28 protein-coding genes and 1 pseudogene are annotated in these 26,425 nt (G+C 45.9%); 3 read left to right on the top strand and 26 right to left on the bottom strand.

Annotation, left to right across the window (positions count from 1 at the left end; translation table 11 throughout):
• Positions 1-74: 74 nt before the first annotated feature.
• A complete protein-coding gene (locus DWZ40_RS03115) occupies positions 75-518 on the bottom strand; it encodes a GNAT family N-acetyltransferase (RefSeq protein ID WP_118540714.1) in 444 nt (147 codons plus the stop codon).
• 312 nt (positions 519-830) lie between these two features.
• Here DWZ40_RS03115 and DWZ40_RS03120 point away from each other — a divergent pair, with 312 nt between their 5' ends.
• Positions 831-1,067: a DUF6061 family protein gene (locus DWZ40_RS03120; protein ID WP_002578301.1), complete on the top strand. Its 237-nt coding sequence runs from the start codon at positions 831-833 to the stop codon at positions 1,065-1,067.
• Positions 1,068-1,200: 133 nt separating this feature from the next.
• On the opposite strand, the gene DWZ40_RS03125 is transcribed toward DWZ40_RS03120, so the two are convergent.
• From DWZ40_RS03125 to DWZ40_RS03155, 7 genes are all read right to left on the bottom strand, one after another.
• Positions 1,201-2,520 (bottom strand): MATE family efflux transporter, encoded by a 1,320-nt coding sequence (locus DWZ40_RS03125; RefSeq protein ID WP_002595210.1) that lies wholly within the window; start codon positions 2,518-2,520, stop codon positions 1,201-1,203.
• Entirely contained in the window at positions 2,510-2,968 is a 459-nt protein-coding gene (locus DWZ40_RS03130) for a MarR family transcriptional regulator (protein WP_009243743.1), read from the bottom strand. Before DWZ40_RS03130 ends, DWZ40_RS03125 begins: the two co-directional genes overlap by 11 nt.
• A gap of 155 nt (positions 2,969-3,123) precedes the next feature.
• Positions 3,124-3,828 (bottom strand): DUF6040 family protein, encoded by a 705-nt coding sequence (locus DWZ40_RS03135; RefSeq protein ID WP_021369328.1) that lies wholly within the window; start codon positions 3,826-3,828, stop codon positions 3,124-3,126.
• Positions 3,812-5,533 (bottom strand): MobA/MobL family protein, encoded by a 1,722-nt coding sequence (locus DWZ40_RS03140; protein ID WP_109214826.1) that lies wholly within the window; start codon positions 5,531-5,533, stop codon positions 3,812-3,814. The genes DWZ40_RS03135 and DWZ40_RS03140 overlap by 17 nt, the downstream gene beginning before the upstream one ends.
• The gene (locus DWZ40_RS20430) at positions 5,509-5,862 is read right to left on the bottom strand and encodes a hypothetical protein (protein ID WP_058692446.1); all 354 of its coding nucleotides are present in this window, start codon (positions 5,860-5,862) and stop codon (positions 5,509-5,511) included. Before DWZ40_RS20430 ends, DWZ40_RS03140 begins: the two co-directional genes overlap by 25 nt.
• Positions 5,862-6,176, bottom strand: coding sequence for a DUF3847 domain-containing protein (locus tag DWZ40_RS03150; protein ID WP_002578306.1), 315 nt, complete (start codon positions 6,174-6,176; stop codon positions 5,862-5,864). The genes DWZ40_RS20430 and DWZ40_RS03150 overlap by 1 nt, the downstream gene beginning before the upstream one ends.
• Positions 6,177-6,320: 144 nt before the next feature.
• A complete protein-coding gene (locus DWZ40_RS03155) occupies positions 6,321-6,551 on the bottom strand; it encodes a helix-turn-helix domain-containing protein (protein WP_002578307.1) in 231 nt (76 codons plus the stop codon).
• Positions 6,552-6,726: 175 nt separating this feature from the next.
• Here DWZ40_RS03155 and DWZ40_RS03160 point away from each other — a divergent pair, with 175 nt between their 5' ends.
• Together DWZ40_RS03160 and DWZ40_RS03165 are read left to right on the top strand one after the other, a co-directional pair.
• Positions 6,727-7,356 carry a helix-turn-helix transcriptional regulator gene (locus DWZ40_RS03160; protein WP_009243739.1) on the top strand — a complete coding sequence of 210 codons (630 nt, stop codon included), beginning with the start codon at positions 6,727-6,729 and terminating at the stop codon, positions 7,354-7,356.
• 160 nt (positions 7,357-7,516) lie between these two features.
• On the top strand, positions 7,517-8,812 hold the full coding sequence (locus DWZ40_RS03165; RefSeq protein WP_009321335.1) for a tyrosine-type recombinase/integrase: 1,296 nt from the start codon (positions 7,517-7,519) through the stop codon (positions 8,810-8,812).
• A gap of 166 nt (positions 8,813-8,978) precedes the next feature.
• Here the strand turns inward: DWZ40_RS03165 and DWZ40_RS03170 are convergent, their stop codons facing one another.
• From DWZ40_RS03170 to DWZ40_RS03250, 18 genes and pseudogenes are all read right to left on the bottom strand, one after another.
• Positions 8,979-9,215, bottom strand: a complete 237-nt coding sequence (locus tag DWZ40_RS03170; RefSeq protein WP_118540716.1) for a hypothetical protein — start codon at positions 9,213-9,215, stop codon at positions 8,979-8,981.
• A gap of 47 nt (positions 9,216-9,262) precedes the next feature.
• Positions 9,263-9,616 (bottom strand): annotated as a pseudogene (locus DWZ40_RS03175) (YjdF family protein); the annotation flags it as partial.
• A 17-nt stretch (positions 9,617-9,633) separates the two neighbouring features.
• On the bottom strand, positions 9,634-10,797 hold the full coding sequence (locus DWZ40_RS03180; protein ID WP_347560037.1) for a DUF3048 domain-containing protein: 1,164 nt from the start codon (positions 10,795-10,797) through the stop codon (positions 9,634-9,636).
• On the bottom strand, positions 10,794-11,291 hold the full coding sequence (gene ybeY / locus DWZ40_RS03185; RefSeq protein WP_118532552.1) for an rRNA maturation RNase YbeY: 498 nt from the start codon (positions 11,289-11,291) through the stop codon (positions 10,794-10,796). Before ybeY ends, DWZ40_RS03180 begins: the two co-directional genes overlap by 4 nt.
• 101 nt (positions 11,292-11,392) lie before the next feature.
• Complete coding sequence (locus DWZ40_RS03190; protein WP_118540720.1) at positions 11,393-12,412, bottom strand: PhoH family protein; 1,020 nt, start codon at positions 12,410-12,412, stop codon at positions 11,393-11,395.
• A 143-nt stretch (positions 12,413-12,555) separates the two neighbouring features.
• Positions 12,556-13,746 carry a sporulation protein YqfD gene (locus tag DWZ40_RS03195; RefSeq protein ID WP_118540722.1) on the bottom strand — a complete coding sequence of 397 codons (1,191 nt, stop codon included), beginning with the start codon at positions 13,744-13,746 and terminating at the stop codon, positions 12,556-12,558.
• Between the two features lie 116 nt (positions 13,747-13,862).
• On the bottom strand, positions 13,863-14,159 hold the full coding sequence (locus DWZ40_RS03200; protein ID WP_243035182.1) for a YabP/YqfC family sporulation protein: 297 nt from the start codon (positions 14,157-14,159) through the stop codon (positions 13,863-13,865).
• 60 nt (positions 14,160-14,219) lie between these two features.
• The gene (rpsU, locus tag DWZ40_RS03205; protein ID WP_005539624.1) at positions 14,220-14,396 is read right to left on the bottom strand and encodes a 30S ribosomal protein S21; all 177 of its coding nucleotides are present in this window, start codon (positions 14,394-14,396) and stop codon (positions 14,220-14,222) included.
• Positions 14,397-14,621: 225 nt separating this feature from the next.
• Positions 14,622-17,231 carry an alanine--tRNA ligase gene (alaS, locus tag DWZ40_RS03210; protein WP_243035196.1) on the bottom strand — a complete coding sequence of 870 codons (2,610 nt, stop codon included), beginning with the start codon at positions 17,229-17,231 and terminating at the stop codon, positions 14,622-14,624.
• 106 nt (positions 17,232-17,337) lie between these two features.
• The gene (locus tag DWZ40_RS20275) at positions 17,338-17,463 is read right to left on the bottom strand and encodes a hypothetical protein (protein WP_279220621.1); all 126 of its coding nucleotides are present in this window, start codon (positions 17,461-17,463) and stop codon (positions 17,338-17,340) included.
• Positions 17,464-17,618: 155 nt separating this feature from the next.
• The gene (locus tag DWZ40_RS03215; RefSeq protein ID WP_118540728.1) at positions 17,619-18,494 is read right to left on the bottom strand and encodes a lysozyme inhibitor LprI family protein; all 876 of its coding nucleotides are present in this window, start codon (positions 18,492-18,494) and stop codon (positions 17,619-17,621) included.
• 213 nt (positions 18,495-18,707) lie between these two features.
• A complete protein-coding gene (gene rnhA, locus DWZ40_RS03220; RefSeq protein WP_118540730.1) occupies positions 18,708-19,190 on the bottom strand; it encodes a ribonuclease HI in 483 nt (160 codons plus the stop codon).
• A gap of 13 nt (positions 19,191-19,203) precedes the next feature.
• Complete coding sequence (locus DWZ40_RS03225) at positions 19,204-20,805, bottom strand: MBL fold metallo-hydrolase (RefSeq protein WP_118540732.1); 1,602 nt, start codon at positions 20,803-20,805, stop codon at positions 19,204-19,206.
• A 51-nt stretch (positions 20,806-20,856) separates the two neighbouring features.
• Entirely contained in the window at positions 20,857-22,332 is a 1,476-nt protein-coding gene (spoIVA, locus tag DWZ40_RS03230) for a stage IV sporulation protein A (protein WP_118540734.1), read from the bottom strand.
• 116 nt (positions 22,333-22,448) lie between these two features.
• Complete coding sequence (locus DWZ40_RS03235; RefSeq protein WP_118540736.1) at positions 22,449-23,684, bottom strand: 6-phosphofructokinase; 1,236 nt, start codon at positions 23,682-23,684, stop codon at positions 22,449-22,451.
• Positions 23,685-23,880: 196 nt separating this feature from the next.
• On the bottom strand, positions 23,881-24,591 hold the full coding sequence (locus DWZ40_RS03240) for an ABC transporter ATP-binding protein (RefSeq protein ID WP_118540738.1): 711 nt from the start codon (positions 24,589-24,591) through the stop codon (positions 23,881-23,883).
• Positions 24,592-24,603: 12 nt separating this feature from the next.
• Positions 24,604-25,362, bottom strand: a complete 759-nt coding sequence (locus tag DWZ40_RS03245) for an ABC transporter ATP-binding protein (RefSeq protein ID WP_118540740.1) — start codon at positions 25,360-25,362, stop codon at positions 24,604-24,606.
• Between the two features lies 1 nt (position 25,363).
• A complete protein-coding gene (locus DWZ40_RS03250) occupies positions 25,364-26,425 on the bottom strand; it encodes a branched-chain amino acid ABC transporter permease (protein ID WP_118541207.1) in 1,062 nt (353 codons plus the stop codon).

Here is a 26,425-nt window from a genome sequence, read left to right on the forward strand (position 1 = left end):
AGGAGTTTTACTGTCAACAGTTTGTATGTCTAAGTAGAAGTAAATTCCAATTTCTCAGTTTCAAAAACTTGAATTTATATTTTTTTCTGCAAATAAATCATATCTACCAGTTGAGTACCTGCTTCATATATTGAATGGTCATAATTATCCGTGAAGAAGTTCTTAATGCTATGCGAACGAATAAATCCACACTTCTCATAAAAAGGAATTGTCAACGGACTATCCCCTGTGCCAACTTGCAATATAGAATACTTCCCTTTGTATGTCGTAGCAACGAAGTCAATTAGTGCTTTACCATAACCCTTTCCCTGATATTCTGGTTCAGTTGCAATGTTTTTGATTTCAAGGACACCGTTCCCCTCGTCTGTTATCACACATTCGCACTTAACTCCATCATCGTCCAAAACATATATTGTCCCCTTATTAAGATACCTGTCTATCATATCCTCTTGCTCATCTGCTAATAGCAGCAACGGAAGAAATTGTTTTTTATTCTCCTTGATTTCTTTAATTTTCATATCAACTTGCTCCCTAAATTCCGATTGAGATTTCACCTGTTTTAAGAAATTTAATAACTGTTATATTTTATTATTAAATTCTTCGCAACCCCTTGAAAACACTGGATTTGTCGCAGGTGAGCTTTCCCTTATTATTTCCCTTGTGTTATATCGTCCCATCAGTGTTTATGCACTCTGATAAGGGCAAATACAAGGGCAAGAAAAATCTATAAGACAGTATAACACAAAATAAAAGTGACATGGTGAACTGATTGAAATGCTTCTTAATTTTTGCTACTACTGATTGATTAAATGATAAGGAGATGGGATACGATGAGAACAATATTTGCAGAATACAATCCACAGTGCAACAGCATTGATGTATATACTAATACGGGCTATATACTCCGTATTGATTGTTGGGAAGCAGAAAAAAATTTAAGAACCACACCTGGATCTGATTGTGCTTTGACATCGCTTGCAATCGATGAGCCATTAGAATATGCAAGGTTATATCTTGATGGGAATTTACAGATGTGGGTAGATGCTGAAGATTCATTAGAGTTATGATTATTCCAATCAAAATCTACTAGAATTTATTAAAAATTAGCTTCATAATTTTAAAAGGACAGCCCTATTGCTATGAGGCTGTCCTTAAAAATACAATAGATAAACCTAGATTATTCTTGCTACTATCTGATTGTTAAATTTTCTGTATTCCATATTGCAAATCTCCCTTTTCGCAATATTTTATTAGTATGAATGCCAGAATCGCTGAAAAAACACGTGCCAATACCGTACTCCACCATATCATAATCTGTCCACCAAATAAAGGTGGTAAAACAAGCATAAATATCAGCATCAATACTGGTTCAATGAATGTAAGAATGTATGACAATCCACTTTTTTCAGTAGCATAAAATCCAGCTGTCGCTATTCTGGTAATCGCAACAAATGGTAATGACACTAAAAATATAGGTACAATTTTAGAAATCTCAATACTTACTTCATAAGAAGCTCCGAAAACCCCTCCAATATTTGCTCTGTTTACATACATGATAATTCCACCACAAACAGCAAGAATTATTGCAAAAATGTATGCCATTCTCTGAACTCCTCTCAGGCTTTCTTGATCCTTCTCACCATAAAAACGGCTCATTAAAGGTTGACTTCCATCACCTACGCCCTGCAATATGAGATATATGATACAGATAATATAGGATACACATGCATAAGTTGCAATAGCTTTTTCTCCCCCATAAGAAGCGGAGAATCGGTTTATAAACACCAATGAAATATTAGGAGTCAATGCTAGCCCAAATGGTGCAAGACCTACTCTGAATATAGCGCCACACATTTCTTTTACATTTTTTAAGGATACATACACATAAAACTTTTTATTATATAATGCGTATATGATTGCAATTGCTGCAGTCACACCCTGTCCGGCTATTGTAGCTGTGGCTGCACCTTTCATGCCCATTTCATATATCCATACAAAGATAAAATCCAGAACAATATTGGTTATGAATCCACCAACCATCGCAAACATTGACCAGAAAGAGTTTCCATAATTTCTAATGAATGGCATCATTCCAGTTCCAAGAATCTGCAATATTGCTCCAAGTGCTATAATTTTGATATAATCTGTCGCATTTGTTAATATAATTCCATCTGCTCCAAGCAATCCTAAAATTTTAGACGAAAAGGAGTAAATAATTATGGTACTGATAACACTTACTATTACAAGAAGCCACCAGCTTGTAGCAATAAATTCTTCTGCCCGTTTTCCTTTCTTTTCTGCTGCATTAATTGAGTAATAAACAGCTCCTCCCATACCAATTCCTGTTCCAAGAGCCTGAATCAAAGCCTCAATCGGATATGCAATATTAATAGCCGAAAGTCCAGCATCTCCTATGGTATTGCCTACAAAATATCCATCCACTATCGCATATATTCCTGATAATGCAAATGCTATAATAGATGGAATAACATATTTAAAAAATAATGATTTATGATTCATTTTTCTTACAATCTCCTTCCTTGAAAAGTCTGATAAACAGCTCTGTATTATCATTAAGACTTTCTATATTCTCTAATCCCATTTTTTCGATTACATATATTTCTTTTGAGTGCAGTTTTTCTATGATATCTTTCGTATATTCCATTCCTGATTCTGTGAGGCATATCAGCTTATTTCTCTTGTCTGAATCATCAGATACCATATTGATGTATCCTTTTTTCTGAAAATCTTTTAGTATCGTATTTACCGTTTGCTTAGGTATATTCCATTTTTCACTTATCATTTTCTGCGTGCATCTTCCATTACTTTCATAAAATGAATGCAAAGCAAAAACTCCATTTGAAGACAGTCCCTGATCCTTTGACCATTCCTCATACATTGCTGTACATTCTTTCCATAAAGCATAATATCGTTGCAACTGTATTATCATATTATTATCTTTTCTCATCTTTTTCCTCCTTAAATTAGTACGAATCCGGACTTTTGTATTATAGTCCGAGTTCGTGCTAATTGTCAAGATTTATTTATATACTTTTTCTTTATATAAACAATCAATAGTCCCTTACTAAGGACAGGAAGATTATGAAATTTCCCTGTCCTCTTTTAATAATATCCTCGTTCTTCCATCCAGTCTTTCACATAACATCTGATTCCAATATAAATAATATGCGACAGTAATAGCAATACAATAAGATTTATCGGATTAGCGTTTTTAATCCATTCTCCAAAGTAAATTACAACAGCTGTACTCGTTATCGCTACCACGATACTGATGATATCCCAACAATATTTCCGGTAGATTTTTCCTACCTGATAACCAATCCCGATTATCAGCCACCCGGTTATTACGAATAAAATTGCCATGACAGTACCGGCAATCAGCCAGTACACAATCCCGGAAAGAATACTGTTAGGTATTCCACTGCTTAACTGTCCGAAAGAGTCTGCACCTGTCACAAACTCCCGAAATAAACTTCCCATTCCTTTTCCTAACGCACCGAAAAAGACGATACAGTCGTTAAGGAAAACCGGCGAAAGAATCGCAGTAAACAGTGTTGTTGTTATGCTGTACCATGCCAGTAGAAACAAGATACTTTCATAACCAATCGTCATATTTTTATATTTCTTTTCTAACTGGCTTTTACGGCTATCGCATTTTTCTTTTGCTTTCCGGTAAGCAGTACGGTCACATTTTTCACATTTCTCATAAGGCACTTTTTTCTCAACAGCTACCTCTACCGTCTTTTGGTGTGTCTGTGCATAAAGTTTTTCCTGCTCTGCTTTTTCATACTTAAATTTCCATGCCACGGCTTCTGCGTCGGCTCTTTTCCTGCTGTCTGTCTCGCTGGTCAATCGTTCCTCTGTTTGCCTTAATCTTGTCCGCAATGCTTCGATATTCTCGGCTCTGTTTTCGCTGTTCAATTTCTCGTTCAAGGTCAGCGATTCGCTTAGCTGCCTGTTTAGTTCCTGGATTGTCTGGTCTTTCTGATCCAGTTCGTCCTGCATCTGTTCGGTCATCAGCAGAAGTTCTTCCACCTGCCCGACGTTCTCTAAGTTTCTGCATTCGCTCATCGATCTCCCTCGCTTTCTCTATCTGCTGTTTAAGGTCAGCAATTCGCTGTTCTGTTTCTGCAATAAGCTGTTCTCGTTGTTCAGCTTCTGCGTTAATTCCTGCCATTGCTGATTCTCGTTTTCCAACTGTTCGATTCTGGTTTTCTGTTGCTCGATCTGTGAGAGCAGTTCTTCTGTATCTGGCAAAAGATTTAGCAGCCTGGATAATTCGCTGTTTAAGCTTTTTAAACTCTGGTTCTGCTCCTGAAAAGACAGGAGCTGCCTGTCCCGTTCCTGCAATTCCTGTACCATCTCTGCCATAAGATTCTGCTGTTCCTCGATCTGGTTTATCATTGTCTCCATCATGGGAATGACTTCCCGGCTTTCTTCTAATGTCACGCAATCGCTCCTTCCATTGTGTTAATGCACTGGATACTTTTCCAAAAGAAATCTGTATTTTATCCAGCAGTGCATTTTGTCTTTTTATGATCTGGTTTTCCTCTACTTTCCATGAAGTAGAGGATGTCTGTCCGTTTTGAAATTTCTCGTCAATTTTTCTGGCATCTGCGCCCTCATGGATCGTCGGTATCTCTAATTTTCCCTGCCTTGCATAAGAACGATGGTCAATGTGATTTTCCGTTTTCAAATGTGCATTACAGACGTTTGCCCATTCGCTCCGCCATAGCTCACAATTTTTCGGATTGTTCCACCCGGTAGCATCGGTTAATACACGTTTCCACTGTTTGCGGTTCCTTGTCCCGACTTTCTGGACTCCATTTTCATCAAGTACGGGGATTCGGATTCCATGACGGTCAGGGTTCTTTTTATCCTGCCACCAGTCCGGATGGGATTCATCCACCACAATATTTCCATTTTCATCTCTGACAAACTCCCAATCCTTGATTTCTTTGTTACCCCATGAGTGGTCTGAATTGAATGGTCGCAACGTCACCAATAAATGCACATGGGGATTACCATCTCCTTTATCGTGGATACTCCAATCCGCACACATTCCCTTATCTACAAAGGTCTTTTGAATATATTCAGTTGTATAATCAATCTGTTCCTGTCGGCTCCATTCTTTCGGAAGTGAGAACTCAAATGACCTGCCGAGTTGTGCATCTGAACTTTTTTCTATCCTCAAGACTTCATTCCATAAACGCTGCTTCTGAAAAGTAAGTTTGAATTTTTCCAGTGCAGCATTTTGGTTATCTGCCCTTTTATATCGGACAGATTTCTGGAACCGTCTGATATTTTCAGCAGGTACATTCTGCCATTCCTGTGGTGCATTTTCACACATCAGCAGGCTGGTATAAACGACTTCTTTTTTTGAAGTATAGTAGCTGATCCTGCCTGTTTCTTCATTTTTCATCACATCGCCATTGAGATAAGCAGACGCCGATATGATGGATTTTCCTTTGCTGCGTCCAACAATCTTTACTGTATAATGAAAAATCGCCATGCTCCGTTTCCTCCATTCTGCCGTATCCGGCTTTGATTTCCGGCAGGTAACGTTTTTCCTAAAAGAAAATGGTATCTGCCGGAGCACCCTCTGCGTAAGAGTGCCCTGTGCATAACAGCCTGCATGGAATGTGCCCCTCTGGCGAAGAGTGCCTCCTGCGGCATGAGCAGGTCTGGCTGAAAGCCCCGCCGACGGAACGAGCCCGGCAAGCGTAAGCGCAGACCGGTTGCCACCTGTGGCAAACTTATACGGACGACCTCTGGTTGTCCATAAGTGCGCCCTTCATAAAAAAGCAATGAAGGGAATGGAAACTCCACTCCCTCCGGCATTACACTTCCTCCGTATTTGCAACTGGCTCTTTCTGCATTGCCTTTGAGAAGAATTTCCCATTTGCTTCCTGCCTTTTTAAGAAGCCGATCAGCTTTGGGATATCATCTTCCTCAATCGCAGAACCCAGTACCGATTCCACTGCACCGCCAATCTGGCAGAGCCTGTGTGTCCGTTTTTTGGTTTCCACATCTTTCTGACGTTTCTTCAGTTCCCGTTTCTGTGCTGCATACTGTTTTGCTTTCTCAAGGCTTTCCTGTTCTTTCTTTTCCAACTGGAGCATACGCTCCTCATAACTCTTTGTTGATCTTGCCATAAATATCATCGTCCTTTCTTTTTTTCCAAACATAAGTTTCCTGTTGTCTGTCAGACGAAGTACATGGTATAATCTGCTTGCGTGTAGGTATATCATGACTCCGGTCTGATAGAACCTTTGGCGGTTTCTTCGGGAACCGCTTTTTTAAGTTGAACCGTTTCTTGTGACTGCTTTCACATTTCCCTTATCCCTCAAGTCCCTGCCCTCGTTGGCTTCCATAAAAAGTTCCAGCATATCCGTTTTGATCAGGACTTTTCTCCCAACCTTCAATACCGGAAGTTTCTTCCACTCTACCAACTTTCGCAGGGTGTTCCTGCCAATTCCCGTATAATCAGCAGCTTCCTCAATAGATAAGGCAATCTTTCTTTGCGTCATATGACCACCTCCTTTCGAATTGCATTATGCAATTTCATTTGTGCTGTCAGTATAGCGTGTTTATATTGCTTTGTCAAGCATTATGAAATTTTTCTGCTTTTCTTAAAATTGCATATTGCAATATATTTTGTTGCGTGGTATAGTAATGACATACCGAAAAAGGAGGCACATCAGCATGAAAGATAAAGAACTACGCAAGCTGATTGGCAGCAGGGCAAAACAGCGCCGTCTGGAATTAAATCTGACACAGCCTTATGTCGCAGAGAAGATGGGAGTTACCGCTTCCACAATCCTGCGTTATGAGAATGGTTCGATTGACAATACCAAAAAGATGGTACTGGAAGGTCTTTCGGAAGCACTTCATGTATCGATTGAATGGCTCAAAGGGGAAACCGATGAATATGAAACTGATATTACGGATAAGAAAGAATTGCAGATTCGTGATGCGATGGGCGACATTCTCAAACAGTTTCCTCTTGACCTCAATAAAACAGAAGACGCTTTTTCTAAAGACTTACTGCTGTTAATGTTAAAGCAATATGAACTGTTTCTGGATTCGTTTCAGTTCGCCTGTAAAAATTACAAAGGCAGTACCAAAGATGCGGACATTGCCAAAGTAATGGGATTTGAATCGAAAGATGAATATAATGAGATTATGTTTCTCAGGGAGATCACACATACTGTCAACGCATTTAATGATATGGCAGATGTTGTAAGGCTCTATTCAAAGAAACCGGAAGCGGCAGAACAAAGGCTTGCAAATCTTTTATCCGAAGTTATGTATGACGATTCTGAATCGGTATAGTAAGATAATCGGAGTTATGATACAATGAGCGCAAGCGAGTCAAGCTGTTTACAGATTTGACGAGCGGCGAATTGGCTTATGGACTTGTCCATAAGATGCCTACACGCAAGAAGCATTTCAGCAGTTCCGATTGTCTGATATCGAAAGGAGACATACGATTATGGCAAAAGGATCTGTTAGAAAAAAAGGAAAAAAATGGTACTATCGTTTCTATGTAGAAGATGCAAGCGGTAAAATGGTTCAGAAAGAATACGCCGGAACCGAAAGTAAAAGTGAGACGGAAAAGCTTCTCCGCAAGGCACTGGAAGACTACGAAGATAAGAAGTTTGTTGCAAAGGCAGATAATCTTACCGTAGGGGAACTTCTGGATATGTGGGCAGAAGAAGAACTGAAAACTGGGACACTCAGCAACGGTACAGTGGAAAATTATCTTGGTGCAATCCGATGTATCAAAAAACACCCGATTGCAGACCGCAAACTGAAAACAGTTACTGCCGAACATTTACAGGCATTTCTTGATCTGCTTACATTCGGTGGTGAGTTTCCAGACGGGAAAGTAAAAAAGGGATACAGCAAAGATTATATCCATTCTTTTTCCGCAGTGTTACAGCAGTCATTCCGTTTTGCAGTATTTCCAAAACAGTTAATCAGTTTCAATCCGATGCAGTATATTAAGCTGAAAAAGCAGGCAGAGGAAGTTGACCTCTTTTCCGATGATGAAGTGGAAGAAGGTACACAGCCGATTTCACATGAGGATTATGAACGGCTTATCCAATATCTGGAAAAGAAAAATCCACCTGCTATTCTTCCGATTCAAATTGCGTATTATGCCGGGCTCCGTATCGGGGAAACCTGTGGTCTTACATGGCAGGACATTAACCTTGAGGAACAATGCCTGACCATAAAACGCAGTATCCGCTACGACGGCATGAAACACAAAAATATTATCGGACCAACGAAACGGAAAAAAGTAAGGATTGTTGATTTTGGAGATACGCTGACTGAAATACTGAAAGCTGCCAGAAAAGAACAGCTCAAAAACCGGATGCAGTATGGCGAATTATATCACCGCAATTACTACAAAGAAGTGCATGTGAAAAACAGGGTATATTATGAATACTATCATCTTGACGGAACACAGGAAGTCCCGACAGATTACAAAGAAATCTCCTTTGTCTGCCTGCGACCAGATGGCTCTTTGGAACTGCCGAGTACACTCAGCATTGTATGCAGATCAGTGGCAAAGAAGCTGGAAGGATTTGAAGATTTCCATTTTCACCAGTTGCGTCACACTTATACCAGCAATCTGCTTTCCAATGGAGCTGCACCGAAAGATGTACAGGAACTGTTAGGACACTCTGATGTCAGTACCACAATGAATATTTACGCTCACTCAACAAGAAAAGCAAAACGGGATTCCGCAAGACTTCTTGATAAAGTAGCGAGCAATGCTTAACTAAAAATTTCCCTTATTTCCCTTGCGGATTCCGCATAAGGGCAAAAATAAGGGAAAATACATATCATTTCACTATTTAATGGGCTGAAAAGCCTGTAAAATAAGGAAAGTTCAGGAAATCTCTCCACAAATTCCGATTTATCCAGTTAAGAAAACTGGAATTTTATCAGCAACCTTCTTTTTTATCTTTTATATCGTCTTTTAACGCTTTAATTTCTTCCAGAATGAGTTCAGTACAAACGACTAAAAGACCTGAAAGAAGAATAATTCCACCGTAAATCGGATAAATAAAAGATTCTTGGACTCCACCGCCAATGATACCAGACAAGAGTTGCCACACACCACTGAACGGCCAAACAACTAATGCGAATACCACAATCATCGTAATAATAGCTTTTTTCATTGCTCTTTACCTCTGTAACTTCCGATTTGAACGAGTAAAGCAAGGGGCTAATGCCCCTTATGCTTTTCTCTTTTCTTTTGCTGTTTGATTTCAAACATTCGCAGTTCTTCCACTTCTTTTTTCTCTTTGCTTCTAATCTTGCGTTCCTGTTTGTTTTGTTCCTGTTGTAATTTCAATGCCTGCTGCGATTTTGTTCCAATACCGGTTTCCTGCATTTGCCTTCTCACTTCACGCTGCATCCTTTTGGGATTTCTTTTTATATCCTTTCCAACAGTATCAACAGCCGGACTGAATTTCAAACTGGCATAATATTTTTGAATATATTCCTGCACCTCATAATCTTTTGGTTCTGCACCAAAAGTCACCTTTGCTACAGACAACTTACCGTCCTCGATACGCTCAACAAGTGATTATACTTTCATTCAATCTTCGCCGGCTGCATATCATTCGTGGTGCAGATGCAGATCCAGGTCTTGCCAGGATTTAAGGTGATCTCATTGCCGGAAGCATCGTAGTAATGGGTCACACCAAACTCTCCGTCTTTTTCACAGGTGATGTCTTCCACCTTACCATTGGAAATATAATATCCCCAGGTATCGGCCTGCACGTTGATATTGCGGTACTCTGTCGATGCGTAATAAGCCGCCGGACAGTACTGGATGATGATGTTTTTCACTGCGATCTGCCCTTCGTCTCCCATATGCGGGCCTCCGTACTGGAACCGGTAATACAAACCATCATCCTCATGATATTCAAACCACGGATTGTTTAATTTGTAGCCAGGCGTTACCTTATAGGCATCGCGCACATCGGCTCCATGCATAACTGCTTCCGTTCCTTCTTTTGCAAATCGGAAATGCCCGTCATAGTCTGCGTCGTATTCCTGGCTGTATCCCAGCTTTTCGATCGCACGCTGGATCCCGGCAAAGCTTGCATAGGCATTGTGCGGAGATTTTTTATCTTTGGAGCGGAAATATGCGGTACTTCCCTGTCCTTCGATTCCATTGATGTTATCAATGAATTTTAAATATGGCTTTGCAAAGGTACTCTGGCCAAAATGCGCATAGATTGCATCAAATTCTCTTGCAAAATATACATAATAAGTACGGCAGCTGCGCACTGAACCGATCCGGGTCAGGTCATCATAATTTTCCATGATCGCCAGGTAACGGTTCATGGTTGCCTCAACCGGAGCCTCATAAACCACCCCGGCCCGGTTGATGCCATACTGCGGCAAAGCCGCCTTGTCATTGCTCATCATGATTGCCAGCGGACGCCGGTTTCCCTGGGATACCGGCACCATTTCCCCAGTCAGATAACTGCGGATCATGCCATCCTTTTCGACTCTTGGCTCCTGCTCATCCGGATCAGCCAGATCGGTCTCCTGCACAGGCGCTTCGGTTTCCGGTGCCTCGGTTTCAATCTCGATTGGCTTTGTCTCCGGTTCCGGCACTGCCGATTCTACGGATATCTTATTCTCTGCTTCCTTTGCCTGGCAGCCGGTCAGTGCCACAGCCCCCACCGTGAGACACCACGCTGCCATAACCCCTAACGCATACTTCTTCCCCTTGTTTTTTCTCATCTATGATAGCCCTCTCCTGCCAGTATTTCCCGTTGTCTGGTTTCCATAACTTCCCGCTCTGCATCTTCCATGTGGTCATAACCACACAGATGAAGCATGCTGTGCGCGATCAGAAAAGCAAGTTCGCGCTCCCTGGAATGGCCATATTTTTCTGCCTGCTCGATCACCTTTTCCACCGAAACAATGATGTCACCCAGGATCAGCTCTCCGGTCTCCGGATTAAAATAATCCTCCACCGCTTCCTCCACATGGCTGAAATCGGATTCTTTCTCAAAATCGATCATTGGGAAAGAAAGGACATCCGTCGGACGGTCGATCTGGCGGTAATCGCGGTTGATTTCCTGAATTGCGTCATTGTCCGTCAGGATCAGGTTTACTTCTGCCTCGTAAGGGCATTTCTCATAATCCAGCGCCGCCGGGATGATGTCGTTTGCCACCTTTTCATAGTCCACATCCAGGGGCTTGTCTGTCTCATATTCGATATTAATGGTCATGGTATCTTCCGCCTTTCTGACCGGCACACCAAGTCTTCCGGTCCTGTTTTATCGAAACGATTCTGTGTCGTCACCGCACGTTTTGCATCGCAGCTTTGTTTCTATTTATGATATTTGAAATCCCTCAGCCGATGCGTTTTCTCCTTTGCAGGCTGTTTTGGCGTGGTTTTCTTTTCGTAATCGTCGTAAGCCTGTACGATCTTCTGAACCAGCGGATGACGTACTACATCATTGCTGGTCAGGTTGCAGAAACCGATATCGTCAATCTTTCCAAGCACCTTCATGGCAACGTCAAGACCGGATACCGCGCCGCTTGGCAGGTCCTTCTGGGTCTTATCTCCGGTGATGATGACCTTGGAACCAAAGCCGATTCGGGTTAAGAACATCTTCATCTGCGCAGGTGTCGTATTCTGCGCCTCATCCAGGATGATATAGGCATTGTCCAGGGTACGGCCTCTCATGTACGCAAGCGGTGCCACCTCGATCAGTCCCTTCTCCTGGTTATGCAAAAAGCTCTCTGCACCCATGATCTGGTACAGGGCATCGTAGAGCGGGCGCAGGTACGGGTCGATCTTGCTCTGTAAGTCACCCGGCAAAAATCCAAGCTTCTCGCCTGCCTCAATGGCCGGACGCGTCAAAATGATACGGTTTACATCGCCATTTTTAAAGGCGGAGATCGCCATGGCCATGGCAAGGTAAGTTTTACCGGTTCCGGCAGGTCCGATGCCGAATACGATCATTTTCTTGCGGATGGTATCCACATACTGTTTCTGTCCTACGGTTTTCGGTTTTACCGGCTTTCCGTTGATGGTCCGGCAGATGATATCTTTATCGATCTCCAGGATCGCATCGTCTGACTCGGTAAAGCAAAGAGATAATGCATAGTCTACATTCTGCTCGGTAATGGCATTGCCGCGCTTTGACAGCTCAACCAGATTGTTGAACACGCTCTTTGCCCGGCGGATCATCAGTTCCGGTCCGATCAGCTTGATGGCACCGTCTCTTGCCACGATCGTCACATGCAGCGTCCGCTCAATCTTTTTTAAATAGCCGTCAAACTGGCCGCATACATTTTTCTCATGCTCTGCCGGAATATCAATTATTGTCTCAATTACACTCATTCTGTATTATTTGCTCCTTACTGTTCACGTGGTATGTGAACAGTAAGGAGATTTTGCCGATGCTTCGCATTCCAAATCGGAAAAATCTGCTGCCATTACTGTATCATACGAAATTTTCAGTTCCGAAAATTTCTACCTGTGAACTATTCTAGCTTTTGACCGGTCCCGGCAGGCTCCTCCACAGTCATGCTTCCGCAGATGGTCCAGCCGGTACTGTTATCTAATATTTTAACATCATTTTCGATTATTTGTACCCCTTTTTGTATAAAATCTTGTAATTTCCTTTCATGAACTGCTTTTGTTAAGGCATCTAGCTCTGTTTTCGTACGTTTCCGCTCCACAACTTCATATTCCCTGGCCGTGATCTTCTCCGCCCACACAGGCAGATAAAAGTCCTCAAACAAGACCAGCTGCTTTCCGGCACGCGTAACTTCCCACAGCTTCTTCTTTGGTATAGGGAGCATGGCAAGAAGATCTATTCTGCCTATGCGCAGCCGGAATCCGGTCTGTTCTTTTCCTGTATAACTTTGGATCTGTTCAAAACGAGGTACGGTTTCGCGGTAGCTTTCCTGGGTCTGCAGCAGGATATCTGCATCTGCACGCACAAACAGATTGCGCACCACCTCGCCGGAATCATCGGTAATCGGAATTATGCCCTCCACCAGAAGCTGTCCCTCTTCCACCTCATCTCCCGGCTGCACAGCTGCTTTTCCTGCCCTTACAACCATAGAAACGACTGTTCCTGCCTTTTCGGTCACCAGATTGCGCGGTGTCTCATCCTTTAATGGAATTTTTCCGGCTGTTTCATTTTCCCGGATCCGGATCTGCAGCCTGGTACCGGCTACATGGGCAGATACCCAGACAATCTGGGGACAGCGACTCCGAAGCTCCTCCTCGATCCGGTCACAGTCCACCTGGGACTTTCGCATTCCATAAATTATTCCGATTTCCTGAAGCTCCCTGCTCAGGGTATCATTGGAAAAACGAAGGTTCCCGTCAAAGCTGATATTCCAGATAAACCGGGACATCACAAATAAAAGGAGAAAAAAGCCCGCGATCCCTGCTGCAAACAATTTTCGTTTCCGGTTCCGGTATAAAAAAAAGGGCAGTCCCAGTTTTTCCTGAACACGGACCCTGACACCTGCCTTGCGCACGAACGGTCGGATCCGGAAAAAATCAGAAAGCAGCAGAAAAAACTGGTACTGTTCCTTTTCAAAAGTCAGATTCCATAACAAAATCCCGTTTCCCCGGCACAGATTCAAAAAACGTTCCGGCGAGCCTCCTGTCATGCGTACCTTTACATATCCGGTGTAGCATTGTTTCAGCCACCGCACGCTGCATACCGCCTCCCGACTGTTCCAGACTCATCCCGTTCCCTTTTTTGTGTCGCTTCCGCTTCGTCGCAGTTTTCTTTTTTCCAAAACAGGTGCGCCTCCCTGTCCTGCTCTTTTCAGTCACAAAATTCCATACTCTGGATCTGCCCGGATATTTTCATGGCATCCCGGTCGTAATATTCAATCTTCAATCGTTTTCCACAGATCTGAAGCCTGCAGTCTTTCCCTTTCAGACGAATGCAGGAATCATCAAACCACAGGATCCCCCGGTAATTTTCCACGGTAACGCTGTACCTCCCAGAAAAAGACAACAGGATTTCTCCAAGAACTACATCTCCCGGAAGCTTCAAATGCTCTGTTGCAGCCTGTTTTGCCTGATCAAACACGATATCGCTCCCAGTCTCTGTCTGCAAAGCCTTTGCAAATAAGATATGAAAAAATCCCTGGCCATAGACCAGGGATCAGAGAAATACTTAATTAAATTTGCGTTTTCTTGCAGCTTCAGACTTTTTCTTGCGTCTTACGCTTGGCTTCTCGTAATGCTCTCTCTTACGAATTTCCTGCTGAATACCAGCCTTTGCGCAGTTTCTTTTGAATCTGCGTAATGCGCTGTCCAGACTCTCGTTCTCTTTAACGATAACGTTTGACATAGCTCACACCTAACCTCCCTCCAGTTGTGTACTTGTGCATAATACAACTGTTTGGGTATTTTATAGCACTGGTATGATTATAGCACAAAATCTCTATTCGTCAACTGTTTTTTTAAGTTTTTTTGCGGATTTTCGTATTTTTTTGCAGGACAGCCGGAACACGCTGCTATTTACGCATCGCGCAAACAGTAACGTATCCCGGCTGTCTGTGTATTACAACATATTTTACTGGATCTGCTCTGCTGCAGTCTCGTAAGCCTTCTCAAGTGCAGCGTCCACACCGGCCGGGTTCTTACCGCCTGCCTGTGCCATATTCGGACGTCCGCCGCCGCCACCGCCTACAAGTCCGGCAATGGCCTTGACTAAGTTGCCAGCATGAGCGCCCTTCTTCTGAGCCTCATCGGTTGCGGTTACCATCAGGTTGACCTTATCGCCCTGAACGGATGCCAGAACGATCACGCCCTCACCGAGCTTCTCTTTCAGCTGGTCACCCAGTCCGCGCAGGCCGTTCATGTCGACATCTGCAACCTTTGCAGCCAGAACCTTCACGCCTTTGACATCGCGAACCTGGTTCATGACATCGCCTAACGCTTCATTTGCCAGTTTGCTCTTTAATTTCTCGTTCTCAGCGTGCAGTGCTTTCATCTCCTCCAGCATGGATTCGATCTTGCTCTTTAAATCAGCCGGGGTGGTCTTTGCTGCCTTCGCCGCCTCTGCTAACTCCTGCTCCATGTTCTCATAGTAGCGCATCAGACCGTCACCGGTCAGTGCTTCGATTCTGCGGACACCTGCTGCGATGCCTGCCTCAGAGAAGATCTTGAACGCATGGATCGTGCCAGTAGAAGCCACATGAGTACCGCCGCAAAGCTCCGTGGAGAAGTCGCCCATCTTAACCACACGGACCTTCTCACCATATTTTTCACCAAACAGTGCCATAGCACCGGTCTTCTTCGCTTCATCCAGACTCATCTCCTGAGTTACAACAGTCAGATTCTCCTGAATCTTTTCATTTACCAGATCTTCAACCTTTTTGATCTCCTCCGGAGTCATGGCAGAGAAATGAGTAAAGTCAAAACGGAGTCTGTCCGGAGTTACCAGGGAACCGGCCTGCTCTACATGGTCACCGAGAACGCTGCGCAGTGCCTTCTGAAGCAGATGGGTTGCACTGTGGTTCTTCTCGGTAGAACGGCGGGAAGCCTCATTTACCTGTAAGGTAACGGTCTCGCCCACTGCCAGCATGCCGCTGGTCATATGTCCTACATGGCCGATCTTTCCGCCCTGTAAGTGAATGGTATCTTCTACAACAAAGGTGCCATTGTTTTCTCCGGTGATCACGCCGGTATCGCCGCACTGACCGCCCATGGTTCCGTAGAACGGCGTCTCATCCACGATGATGGTTCCGCGCTGACCGTCGGTTAAAGCTTCCACGATCTCGGTATCGGTCGTCAGAACCGTGATCTTGGACTCATGCTGCAGTCTGTCGTAGCCAACGAACTTGGAAGTGATCTCAGCCGGGATAGACTGGTATACGGTAACATCTGCACCCATGTAGTTGGTTGTCTTACGTGCTTTTCTTGCTTTCTCACGCTGATCTTTCATCGCTGCCTGGAAGCCGTCCTCGTCTACCGTCAGGTTCTTCTCTTCCAGAATCTCGATGGTTAAGTCTAACGGGAATCCGTAGGTATCGTACAGCTTGAATGCATTCTCGCCGGAAAGTACGGTCTCGTTCTTTGCGGACATCTCGCTCTCCATATCTGCAAGGATTGCAAGACCCTGGTCGATGGTCTTGTTGAACTTTTCTTCCTCTTCTGCAAGAACCTTTAAGATCATAGCTTTCTTCTCTTCCAGTTCCGGATAACCATCCTTGGAAAGCTCGATGACCGTCTTGGAAAGCTCCGGCATGAATCTGCCCTCAATGCCAAGCAGACGTCCATGACGTGCCGCACGGCGGATCAGACGGCGCAAAACATAGCCACGGCCCTCGTTGGACGGCATGATGCCGTCGGAGATCATGAAAGTACAGGACTTCACATGGTCAGCGATGATACGCAGGGAAACATCTTTCTTATAGTCTACCTGATACTCGGTGTGTGCCAGGGCACAAACCTCATCCAGAAGTGCCTTGTTGGTATCTACGGTGAACAGGGAATCTACATCCTGAACAACCACGGCCAGACGCTCCAGACCCATACCGGTATCAATATTCTTCTGCTTTAACTCGGTATAGTTGCCATGTCCGTCGTTCTCGAACTGGGTGAATACGTTATTCCATACCTCGATGTAACGGTCACACTCACAGCCTACGGTACAGCCCGGCTTACCACAGCCGTACTTCTCACCACGGTCATAGTAGATCTCAGAACACGGACCGCACGGACCAGCGCCATGCTCCCAGAAGTTATCCTCTTTGCCGAAGCGGAAGATCTTCTCTGCCGGAACACCGATCTCCTTATTCCAGATGTTGAATGCCTCATCATCGTCCAGGTATACAGACGGATACAGACGGTCTTTTTCCAGTCCTACAACCTCAGTTAAGAACTCCCAGGACCAGTGGATTGCCTCGTCCTTAAAATAATCGCCGAATGAGAAGTTGCCCAGCATCTCAAAGAAGGTGCCGTGGCGTGCAGTCTTACCGATGTTTTCGATATCACCGGTACGGATACACTTCTGGCAGGTGGTCACACGTCTTCTTGGCGGGATCTCCTGTCCGGTGAAATAAGGCTTTAACGGTGCCATACCGGAGTTGATGAGGAGCAGACTGTTGTCGTTGTGCGGCACCAGGGAAAAGCTCTTCATTGCCAGATGTCCCTTGCTCTCAAAGAACTCCAGGAACATTCTTCTCAGTTCATTTACTCCATACTTCTTCACTTTACTACTTCCTCCGTATTATCACTGTTTGCTGTATGAAACAGGAAACAGCTGGATTTTGCCAGACCGCCCTTTATGCGCGGTCTGCATCTTTCTTGTCTCTGAACTTCTTGCCGCAGATAATGCCCGCGTACGCGACTGCTGCAAAGATAACGGCTTTTACGGTATATCCAATCAGACTTGTTGCGATTGCTGCCATAGTAAATTCCTCCTTATTGTTCAGAAAATATATCAATTCATCTTTGTATCTTACCATAGGAAAAGACAATTATCAAGACCCAAACAGGCAGGAACATCTGGTTCCTGCCTGCTCTGATCCTTCATTCCTGTTCACGCCATACAAACAGGAAGCGATTATTCATTTTTTCCGTCCAGAATCGCTTCATAACGCTCTGCCAGTTCATAGACCCGCTCTCTTGTGATGTCCCGCAGGAAACGGATATATTCCAGTTCTTCCAATGCACTGCCATTCTGTCTTTTTGAGTTTGATACCGCAGTACTCTCACGATCTCGCACCCAGCTTCGCTGTTCTGCAAAAAACGTGTTCTTTTCCTCACCGGACAGCTGCTGTTCCAGCACTTCCAGAATCCCTTGAAGCTTGTTTTCCCAGATTTTCCGTTCCGAGTCTGCTGCTGCCTTCATGGCATTGGCACTTCCGTCCGCAGCTGCCTCACGCCGGCTCTGTGCCTGCTCGTCCAGTTTGGCAAGTTGGGACATAATCCCGTTTTTTTCTGCCTGTGCAGTCTCTGATGGATACATGGACTCATCCATTGCCTGTGCCTGTACTGCAGCCCCGGCTTCCGGTGATCTCTGCACTTCGGACGACGGTGCCGCTTTAAGAAGCGGCTGCGACTCTGATGCCCCGGCATTGCCTGCTGCTATCTGTGCTTCTTCTGTTTGCCCTACACCAGTCCATGTCTGACCGCTTTTTGTCTGCCCAGCACCAGCCGACGTCTGTCCGGATTCTGTTTGTCCAGCTTTTGCCTGTCCTTTTTCCGCCTGCACAGCCCCGGACAATACCTGTGCTTTTTCTTGTGCCTCCTGCATGCCCTGTGCCTGTGCCACAGCTTCTTCCGCTATGGTCGTGGTTTCGGATTCCTTGCTTCCTTCTGAGAGTTCCGAAACATATTCGTTCCCACCAGCTACCAAATGCCGGACGGAATAATTCGTTACGCCAATCCCAGCCACGCAGATCACTGCAATGGCTACCCAGATTCCTTTTAATTTCATAAATTTCTTCAATCCTGTCTGTGGTATGATTCTGTCTGTTCCATATAAATACACCGCCTGCACCAGTCAGAGACCCGGTACCGGCTGTTTATTGCTGAACTTAACATACCACAAACAGGACGAAATGAAAATATAAGTTCAAAAGAAGTAAAAAATTGTAAGAAAGCCTTAACAGTTACCGCTTCCACAACAAATCAGCGGCTTCCAGCACTTCTACGCATCCAGTCCTTCATCCACCAGAAGATCCGTTCCGTCTGCTGCCGTTGTAGCCAGCTGGTCGCACCGCTCATTCTGCGGGTGCCCGGCATGTCCCTTCACCCAGATAAAGTTCACACGGTGTGGTGCTTTTGCCTTTAATAAACGCTCCCAGAGGTCAATATTCTTCACAGGACCGCTCTTTCCGCGTTTCCAGTTGTTCTTCACCCAGTTGTCGATCCAGCGCTGGTTGAAGGCATCCGTCAGATATTTGGAATCTGAGTACAGATCTACCTCGCAGGGGCGGTTTAATGCCTCCAGAGCCATGATTGCCGCCATCAGCTCCATCCGGTTGTTGGTGGTCTTTTTGTAGCCGGCAGACAATTCCCGCTCGTGGAGCACGCCCTTGCTGTCCGTAAAATGCAGCACGGCTCCGTATCCGCCCGGTCCGTCTGGGTTGCCTCTCGCCGAACCATCTGTGTAAATCTGTACTTTTGACATAATCTAATTTCTCCTATCTGTCCCATTTATCGCATAATGCATTGATCTGGTCTGCGAATTTTCCCAGATCCTTGTTGGCTCCGCCCTCGTTGCGGCGGATGACGCCCATCAGGCGCTCGCCTGCAGCCAGAAGTCTCGCAAAGACTCCACTCGCTTTCTTCGCCGGTGCGCTCTTGGCCGGGATCGGGATTCCGGCAGTCTCGCGTACCCAGATGCCTTTGATCAGATCAAATTCCGCACCAGAATACGGTGCCTTGGCCGGCACGCCGGTCTTTTCGGTTAAAAGCTCCGCAAAGCGGTCGCAGACCTCGTCATTGCCATGAACCACGAAGAACTGCTGCGGCTTCTTCTCAAATGCCAGGGCCCAGGCCAAAAGTCCATTCTGGTCCGCATGACCGCTGATATCGTGAAGCACCTCAATGTGTGCCTCCACATCGATACTCTCACCAAAAAGCTTTACTTCCTTGCTTCCATCCACCAGTGCCCTTCCGATGGTACCCACTGCCTGGTAACCGGCAAAGACCACCGTACATTCCTTGCGCCACAAATTGTGTTTTAAATGGTGGCGGATACGGCCTGCATCGCACATACCGGAAGCAGAGATGATAACCTTTGGTTTGGCATCGAAGTTGATGTTAATGGATTCGTCGCTGGTTACGGAAAGCTTTAAGCCCGGGAACGAGATCGGGTTGATGCCCTCCTCAACCAGTTCCTTTGTTTCCTCATCGTAGCACTCCACCTGGTTTTCCTTGAATACGTGGGTGGCCTCCACGGCCAGCGGGCTATCGACATAAACTTCAAAATTATCGTGTCCCCGGATCAGATGCTGGGATTTGATCTGACGGAAATAGTAAAGCAGCTCCTGGGTACGACCTACCGCAAAAGCAGGAATCACCACATTGCCGCCGCGGTCCAGCGTTTCCTGGACGATCCGCACCAGCTCGGAAATATGGTCTTTTCCTTTCTGGTGGAACCGGTCCCCGTAGGTGGACTCCATCACCGCATAATCTGCTTCCGCTGTGTAGATCGGATCGCGGATCAGCGGTTTGTTGAAGTTGCCAATATCACCGGAAAAGACAATCTTCTTCTCCACACCGTCTTCCTTCATCCAGATCTCGATCGAGGCAGAACCAAGAAGATGGCCGATATCCGTAAACCGGATGGAAACCTCATCGTTGACTTCCACAATCTCTCCATAATTATAGCCTTCAAAATGCTCCAAAACGCCCAGCGCATCATTCATCTCATATAACGGCGGAACCTCCGGGCGTCCGGCACGTCTTGCCTTCCGGTTCTTCCACTCCGCATCCATCTCCTGAATGTGCGCACTGTCCTTTAACATGATGTTGCACAGGTCACAGGTCGCATTGGTTGCGATGACCCTGCCTTTAAATCCTCTCGCATAAATGTAAGGCAGCATACCTACATGGTCAATATGCGCATGGGTCAGAAGTACGAACTGGATATCCGACCACGGCACCGGCGGTTCTACATTTTCATAAATGTTAACACCCTGCTCCATACCACAGTCAACCAGAAATTTTGTTGTTCCCACTTCCAGATAATGACAGCTGCCTGTTACCTCATGTGCTGCTCCGCTGAAAACTAGTCTCATATGGCACCCTCCTTTTGTATCTATGTGCTCTCGGAGTCCGAGGGTACATGTTTAAATGATGATGCAGATCAAGCCTCCGTTGCTGTCGTTGATGATCTTCTGGAGCGCATCCTGAAGCTTTGCCTGACACTCCTCCGTCATCTGGTTCACTTTAGCCTGAATCCCATCTTCTACAATCTGTTCTATGGATTTTCCAAATATATTTGTCTCCCAGATCCCGTTTTCTTCCCGGTTTGCATTTTCCTTCATATACGCGATCAGATCCTGCGCCTGCTGCTCGCTCCCCACAATGGGCGCGATCTCCGTCTGGATCTGGGCGCGGATCAGGTTGATAGACGGCGCTTCGGCTTTCATTTTGACGCCGTAACGGTTTCCGTGACGGATCACCGCCGGTTCATCCAAAACAATCTCTGACCGCTCCGGTGTCACCACGCCATAGCCCCTTGCCCGCACCTGTTCCAGCGCGTTCTGGATCTTATCGTACTCCGTGCGCTTCGCTGCCAGCTCTTTTAGCTGCTGCATCAGCTGGTATTCATCTGCGATCTGGAGTCCGGAAAAATCACTGAGAATCTGATAATAATAGCCTTCATCAAACAGCATCCGCACCTGGACTTTGCCATCGGACAGTTCCATACGCCCGGTTTCCATACCGCTTACCGCCTCTGCCTCTTCATCTTTCCAGGATGGCTTTAAATCTTTCATCCGGCGGATGTGGCTCATGGCGTTTTTCGCTGCTTTTACTGCCTGCTGCTTTAACCAGTGGGAGGATGGCAGGATTTCCAGCCACTTCGGGATCTGGAAATCCACCTCCGTCACCGGAAATTCAAACAGGATCTGCTTTAAAATCTGGTAAATATCCGTGGTTTTTAACTGCTCGCAGTTGACTGGCATGACACAGACCTCATACTGTGCTTCCATATCCTTTGCAAGCGTTCTTGTTTCCTCTGAATACGGGCGGCTGGAGTTTAAAAGTACCAGAAACGGCTTTCCGATCTCTTTTAATTCCCGGATTGCCGTTTCTTCTGGTTTTATGTAGGCTTCCCGTTCCAGTTCGCCAAACGAGCCATCGGTCGTGATTACGAGACCGATCGTGGAATGATCACGGATGACTTTCCGCGTTCCGATCTCTGCAGCCATGGTAAACGGAATGCTCTCCTCAAACCACGGGGTCTTCACCAGGCGCTCCTTTTCGTTTTCCATGTGTCCGCTGGCGCCATCCGTCATAAAGCCTACACAGTCCACCAGCCGGACACGGACCTGAGTGTCTTCCCCAAGATCAATCTTAGCTGCTTCCTTGGGCACAAATTTCGGTTCTGTCGTCATGATGGTTTTTCCCGCCGCACTCTGCGGCAGTTCATCCCGCGTGCGGTTTTTCTGGTGTTCATCGGTGATCCCCGGTAAAACCATCTGCTCCATAAACCGCTTGATAAACGTTGATTTTCCGGTCCGCACCGGTCCGACCACGCCAAGATAGATCTCGCCGCCGGTCCTGGCCTGGATATCCCGGTATACACTGTACTGATCCATATAGACACTCCCCCGCCAAAAACAGATTTATTTGTTGCTGTGAGCAGTAACATTTTTTGCTGTTGTTAACACTATATGCAGGAGTGTCCGGGAATCATGCACTTTTATCGTAGAAACTACCGTTTTCCCATGTAAAGATGGCGCGGAATTCCGTCTACCATGACCGACGGGGAATCGCCCTGGATCAGCGGTCTGACATAATCGATAAATTCTTCGGTCACATAAGTACCATCCTTGGTGATCCATTCTCTCGGGACCATCTTTTCACCATTGGCGATCTTATGGACATCGTAAATACCGGTTGCACACTGGTACGGGTCGTCCGAAACGCGGTCGATGACTACCATCTTTCCGGAATCGCCCTCATCTGCCGCCTTCACTGCGGCACCGCCTACCATAAAGGCTTCGTTTACATCAACGCGGGATGCCAGGTGGGCTGCGCTTCGCTGCAGGGTTGAAAATTCTACCGCACGGGTCTTGCAGCCAAGCTCTGCATGGATCACATTCGACAGATAGGTGGCCGTTCCCGCCAGCTGCTTGTGTCCGAAAGCATCTACATAATCGGATGCGCTTCCAAGCTCACTGACATAGCGTCCGTCTTTGATGCGGATTCCCTCGGAAACCGCCACAACCACGACGTCTTTCTTCTCCAGAAGCTTTTTTACCCTTCCGGTAAACTTTTCAATATCGAACGTCAGCTCCGGCAGATAGATCAGGTCCGGTCCGTCGCAGTCCTCGCCACGCGAGAGCGCTGCAGCTCCGGTCAGCCAGCCTGCATTGCGGCCCATGATCTCGATGATGATCACCTGTTTCTTTTTATAGGAAAAGCCAAGTCCATCCCGAATGACTTCCTTGGTGGAGGTTGCAATGTACTTCGCCGCACTTCCGTAACCCGGAGTGTGATCTGTCAGCGCCAGATCGTTGTCGATGGTTTTCGGAACACCGACAAACTTCTGGGACTGCCCGGTTAAGATTGCGTAATCCGAAAGCTTCTTGATGGTATCCATGGAATCATTTCCGCCGATATAGATAAAACATTCGATATTCAATTTATTTAAGATTTCAAAAATCTTCACGTAGATTTCCTGATTCTCATGGATATCCGGCAGCTTGTAACGGCACGTTCCCAAAAATGCAGATGGTGTGCGCTTTAAGATTTCCACGTCCAGATCACTGCGGATATATTTGGACAGATCCACATACTGCTCATCCATCAGCCCCTGAATGCCGAAAAGCATTCCATATACCTTTTTTGCACCGCGGTCGATCGCCGTGCGGTAAACACCTGCAAGACTGGAATTGATGACGGCAGTCGGCCCTCCGGACTGTCCAACGATTACATTGCCCTTCATAGTAAACCCTCCTTATCAAATTTTCCCCAATGCTATGTAATGCAATAATACCACAAAAAGGAGCGAAAAGTCTAGGACTTTTCACTCCTTTTTCTTTTATTTTCAGACAGTTTATAATTTTGAAACAAATTCTCTTTTTTTGTCAAATTACCTCGTCTGTTTCACTTTTTGTTGCGTTTCGCACAATCTTTTACTTTTACTCGCTTAAATATGCCTTCTTGACGGAATCGTCGTTCATCAGGTCTTTGGCATCTCCACTGAGCGCAATCTTACCGGTTTCCAGAACATATGCGCGGTTCGCAATGGAAAGCGCTTTCTTCGCGTTCTGCTCAACCAGAAGTACCGTCACACCGTCTGCGTTGATTTTCTGGATGATATCGAAGATTTCATTTACATAGAGCGGGGACAGACCCATGGACGGCTCGTCCATAACGATCAGCTTCGGATGGGACATCAGCGCACGGCCCATAGCCAGCATCTGCTGCTCACCACCGGACAGGGTTCCTGCCATCTGGTTTTTACGCTCTTCCAGACGCGGAAAACGCTCGTAGATCATCTTCAGGGTTTCTTCCATCTCGTTTTTGTCGTTTCTGGTATAAGCCCCCAGCTTTAAGTTCTGGAGTACGGAAAGCTCTGCAAATACGCGGCGTCCCTCCGGCACATGGGCGATTCCCATGCCAACCAGTTTGTAACCCGGAATCTTTGTAATATCCTGTCCCTCATAGGTAATGGTACCCGCTTTCGACGGGATCAGGCCGGTAATGGTCTGCAGAGTCGTTGTCTTTCCTGCACCGTTTGCTCCGATCAGGGCGATGATCTCTCCCTGGTTTACCTCAAATGAGATTCCCTTGATTGCCTGGATCACACCATAGTAGACTTCCAGGTCTTTTACCTCAAGTATTGCCATCGCTCCAACCTCCTACTCTCCAAGATAAGCCGTGATGACGCGCTTATCGTTCAGTACTTCCGATGTCTGGCCCTGGGTCAGTACCTGGCCGAAATTTAATACAGTCAGCTTCTCGCAGATACCAGAAACCAGCTTCATGTCATGCTCGATCAGAAGCACCGTCATATCGAAATGGTCGCGCACAAAGCGGATGGTATCCATCAGCTCTGCAGTCTCGTTCGGGTTCATGCCGGCAGCTGGCTCGTCCAGAAGAAGAAGCTTCGGATCCGTTGCGAGGGCACGCGCGATCTCCAGCTTTCTCTGCTTACCATAAGGAAGGTTGGATGCTTTATAATTACACTCCTTGTCCAGGTCAAACACCTTTAACAATTCCATGGCACGGGCATTCATCTCTTTCTCTACCTTATAGTAATGCGGAAGGCGAAAGATTCCTTCGATCGTGGAATACGGATGATGGTTGTGCAGTCCGACCTTTACGTTGTCCAGAACACTTAATTCCTTGAACAGACGGATGTTCTGGAAGGTTCTCGCGATTCCTGCCTGGTTGATCTCGATAGTATTCTTGCCAGTCAGCTCTTTTCCGTCCAGGAAAATAGAACCGTGATCTGCCTTATAGACACCGGTCAGCAGGTTGAACACTGTGGTCTTACCTGCTCCGTTTGGTCCAATGAGGCCGTAAAGCTGTCCCTTTTCGATGGTCAGGCTGAAATTGTCGACTGCCTTTAAGCCACCGAATGAAATGCCGATATTTTTTACTTCCAGCATAGCCATATTATGCAGCCTCCTTTGCAGATTTCTTATGTTTAAACCGGTCCATAAATACGGAACGCATCTCGATTACTTTCGGGCTGGATGTAAAGATCATCATAACGATCAGCACGATCGCATAGATCAGCATACGGTAATCGTTCAGTCCGCGTAAAAGCTCCGGGAGCATGGTCAAAATGATCGCTGCGATCATGGAGCCGCGGATGTTGCCCAGTCCGCCCAGAACCACGAATACCAGGATCATGATGGACATGTTGTAGCCGAAGTTCTTCGGGGTTGCTGCCAGGGAGGATAAGTTATGTGCATATAACACACCTGCCACGCCAGCCAGTGCTGCTGAGATTGCAAATGCCATCAGCTTATATTTGGTGATATTGATTCCCACAGACTCTGCCGCAATGCGGTTGTCACGGATGGACATGATCGCACGGCCGGTACGGGAATTGATCAAGTTCAGTACGATAAACAGAGTCAAAAGTACCAGAATGATACCTACCGTGAAAGTTGCTGCCTTCGGGGTACCGGTAATACCCTGTGCACCCTTGATGATGACAACGCCATCTGCTCCCATGCCAAGGGAAGTGGTATCCTTGATGGAGAAATGGAATCCGTTGGAATCCAGTCCTACATACATTACGTTGATCAGGTTTTTAATGATCTCGCCAAACGCAAGCGTTACGATTGCAAGATAGTCACCCTTCAGACGCAGTACCGGAATACCGATGATAATTCCGAATACGCCAGCAACTGCTGCACCGATGATGAGTGCCAGGAAGAAACGCATGCCCACAGACGGGATCACATTTTCCATGCATTTTGTGAAAAATGCGCCGGTAAACGCACCGACACACATGAAGCCTGCATGTCCAAGGCTTAACTCACCCAGAATACCAACCGTTAAGTTTAACGATACAGCCAGGATCACATAAATACAAAGCGGAACCAGAAGTCCCTTTAACAAACTTGTCATATTTCCGGTCGCAGTTAAGATCTGCACCAGGATCCAGCAGGCGATCACGATTGCATAGGTGATGCCGTTCTGGACAAATATACTGTTCTTCCTCAT

The sequence above is a fragment of the Clostridium sp. AF32-12BH genome, from assembly GCF_003477935.1.
GTDB lineage: Bacteria > Bacillota > Clostridia > Lachnospirales > Lachnospiraceae > Brotaphodocola.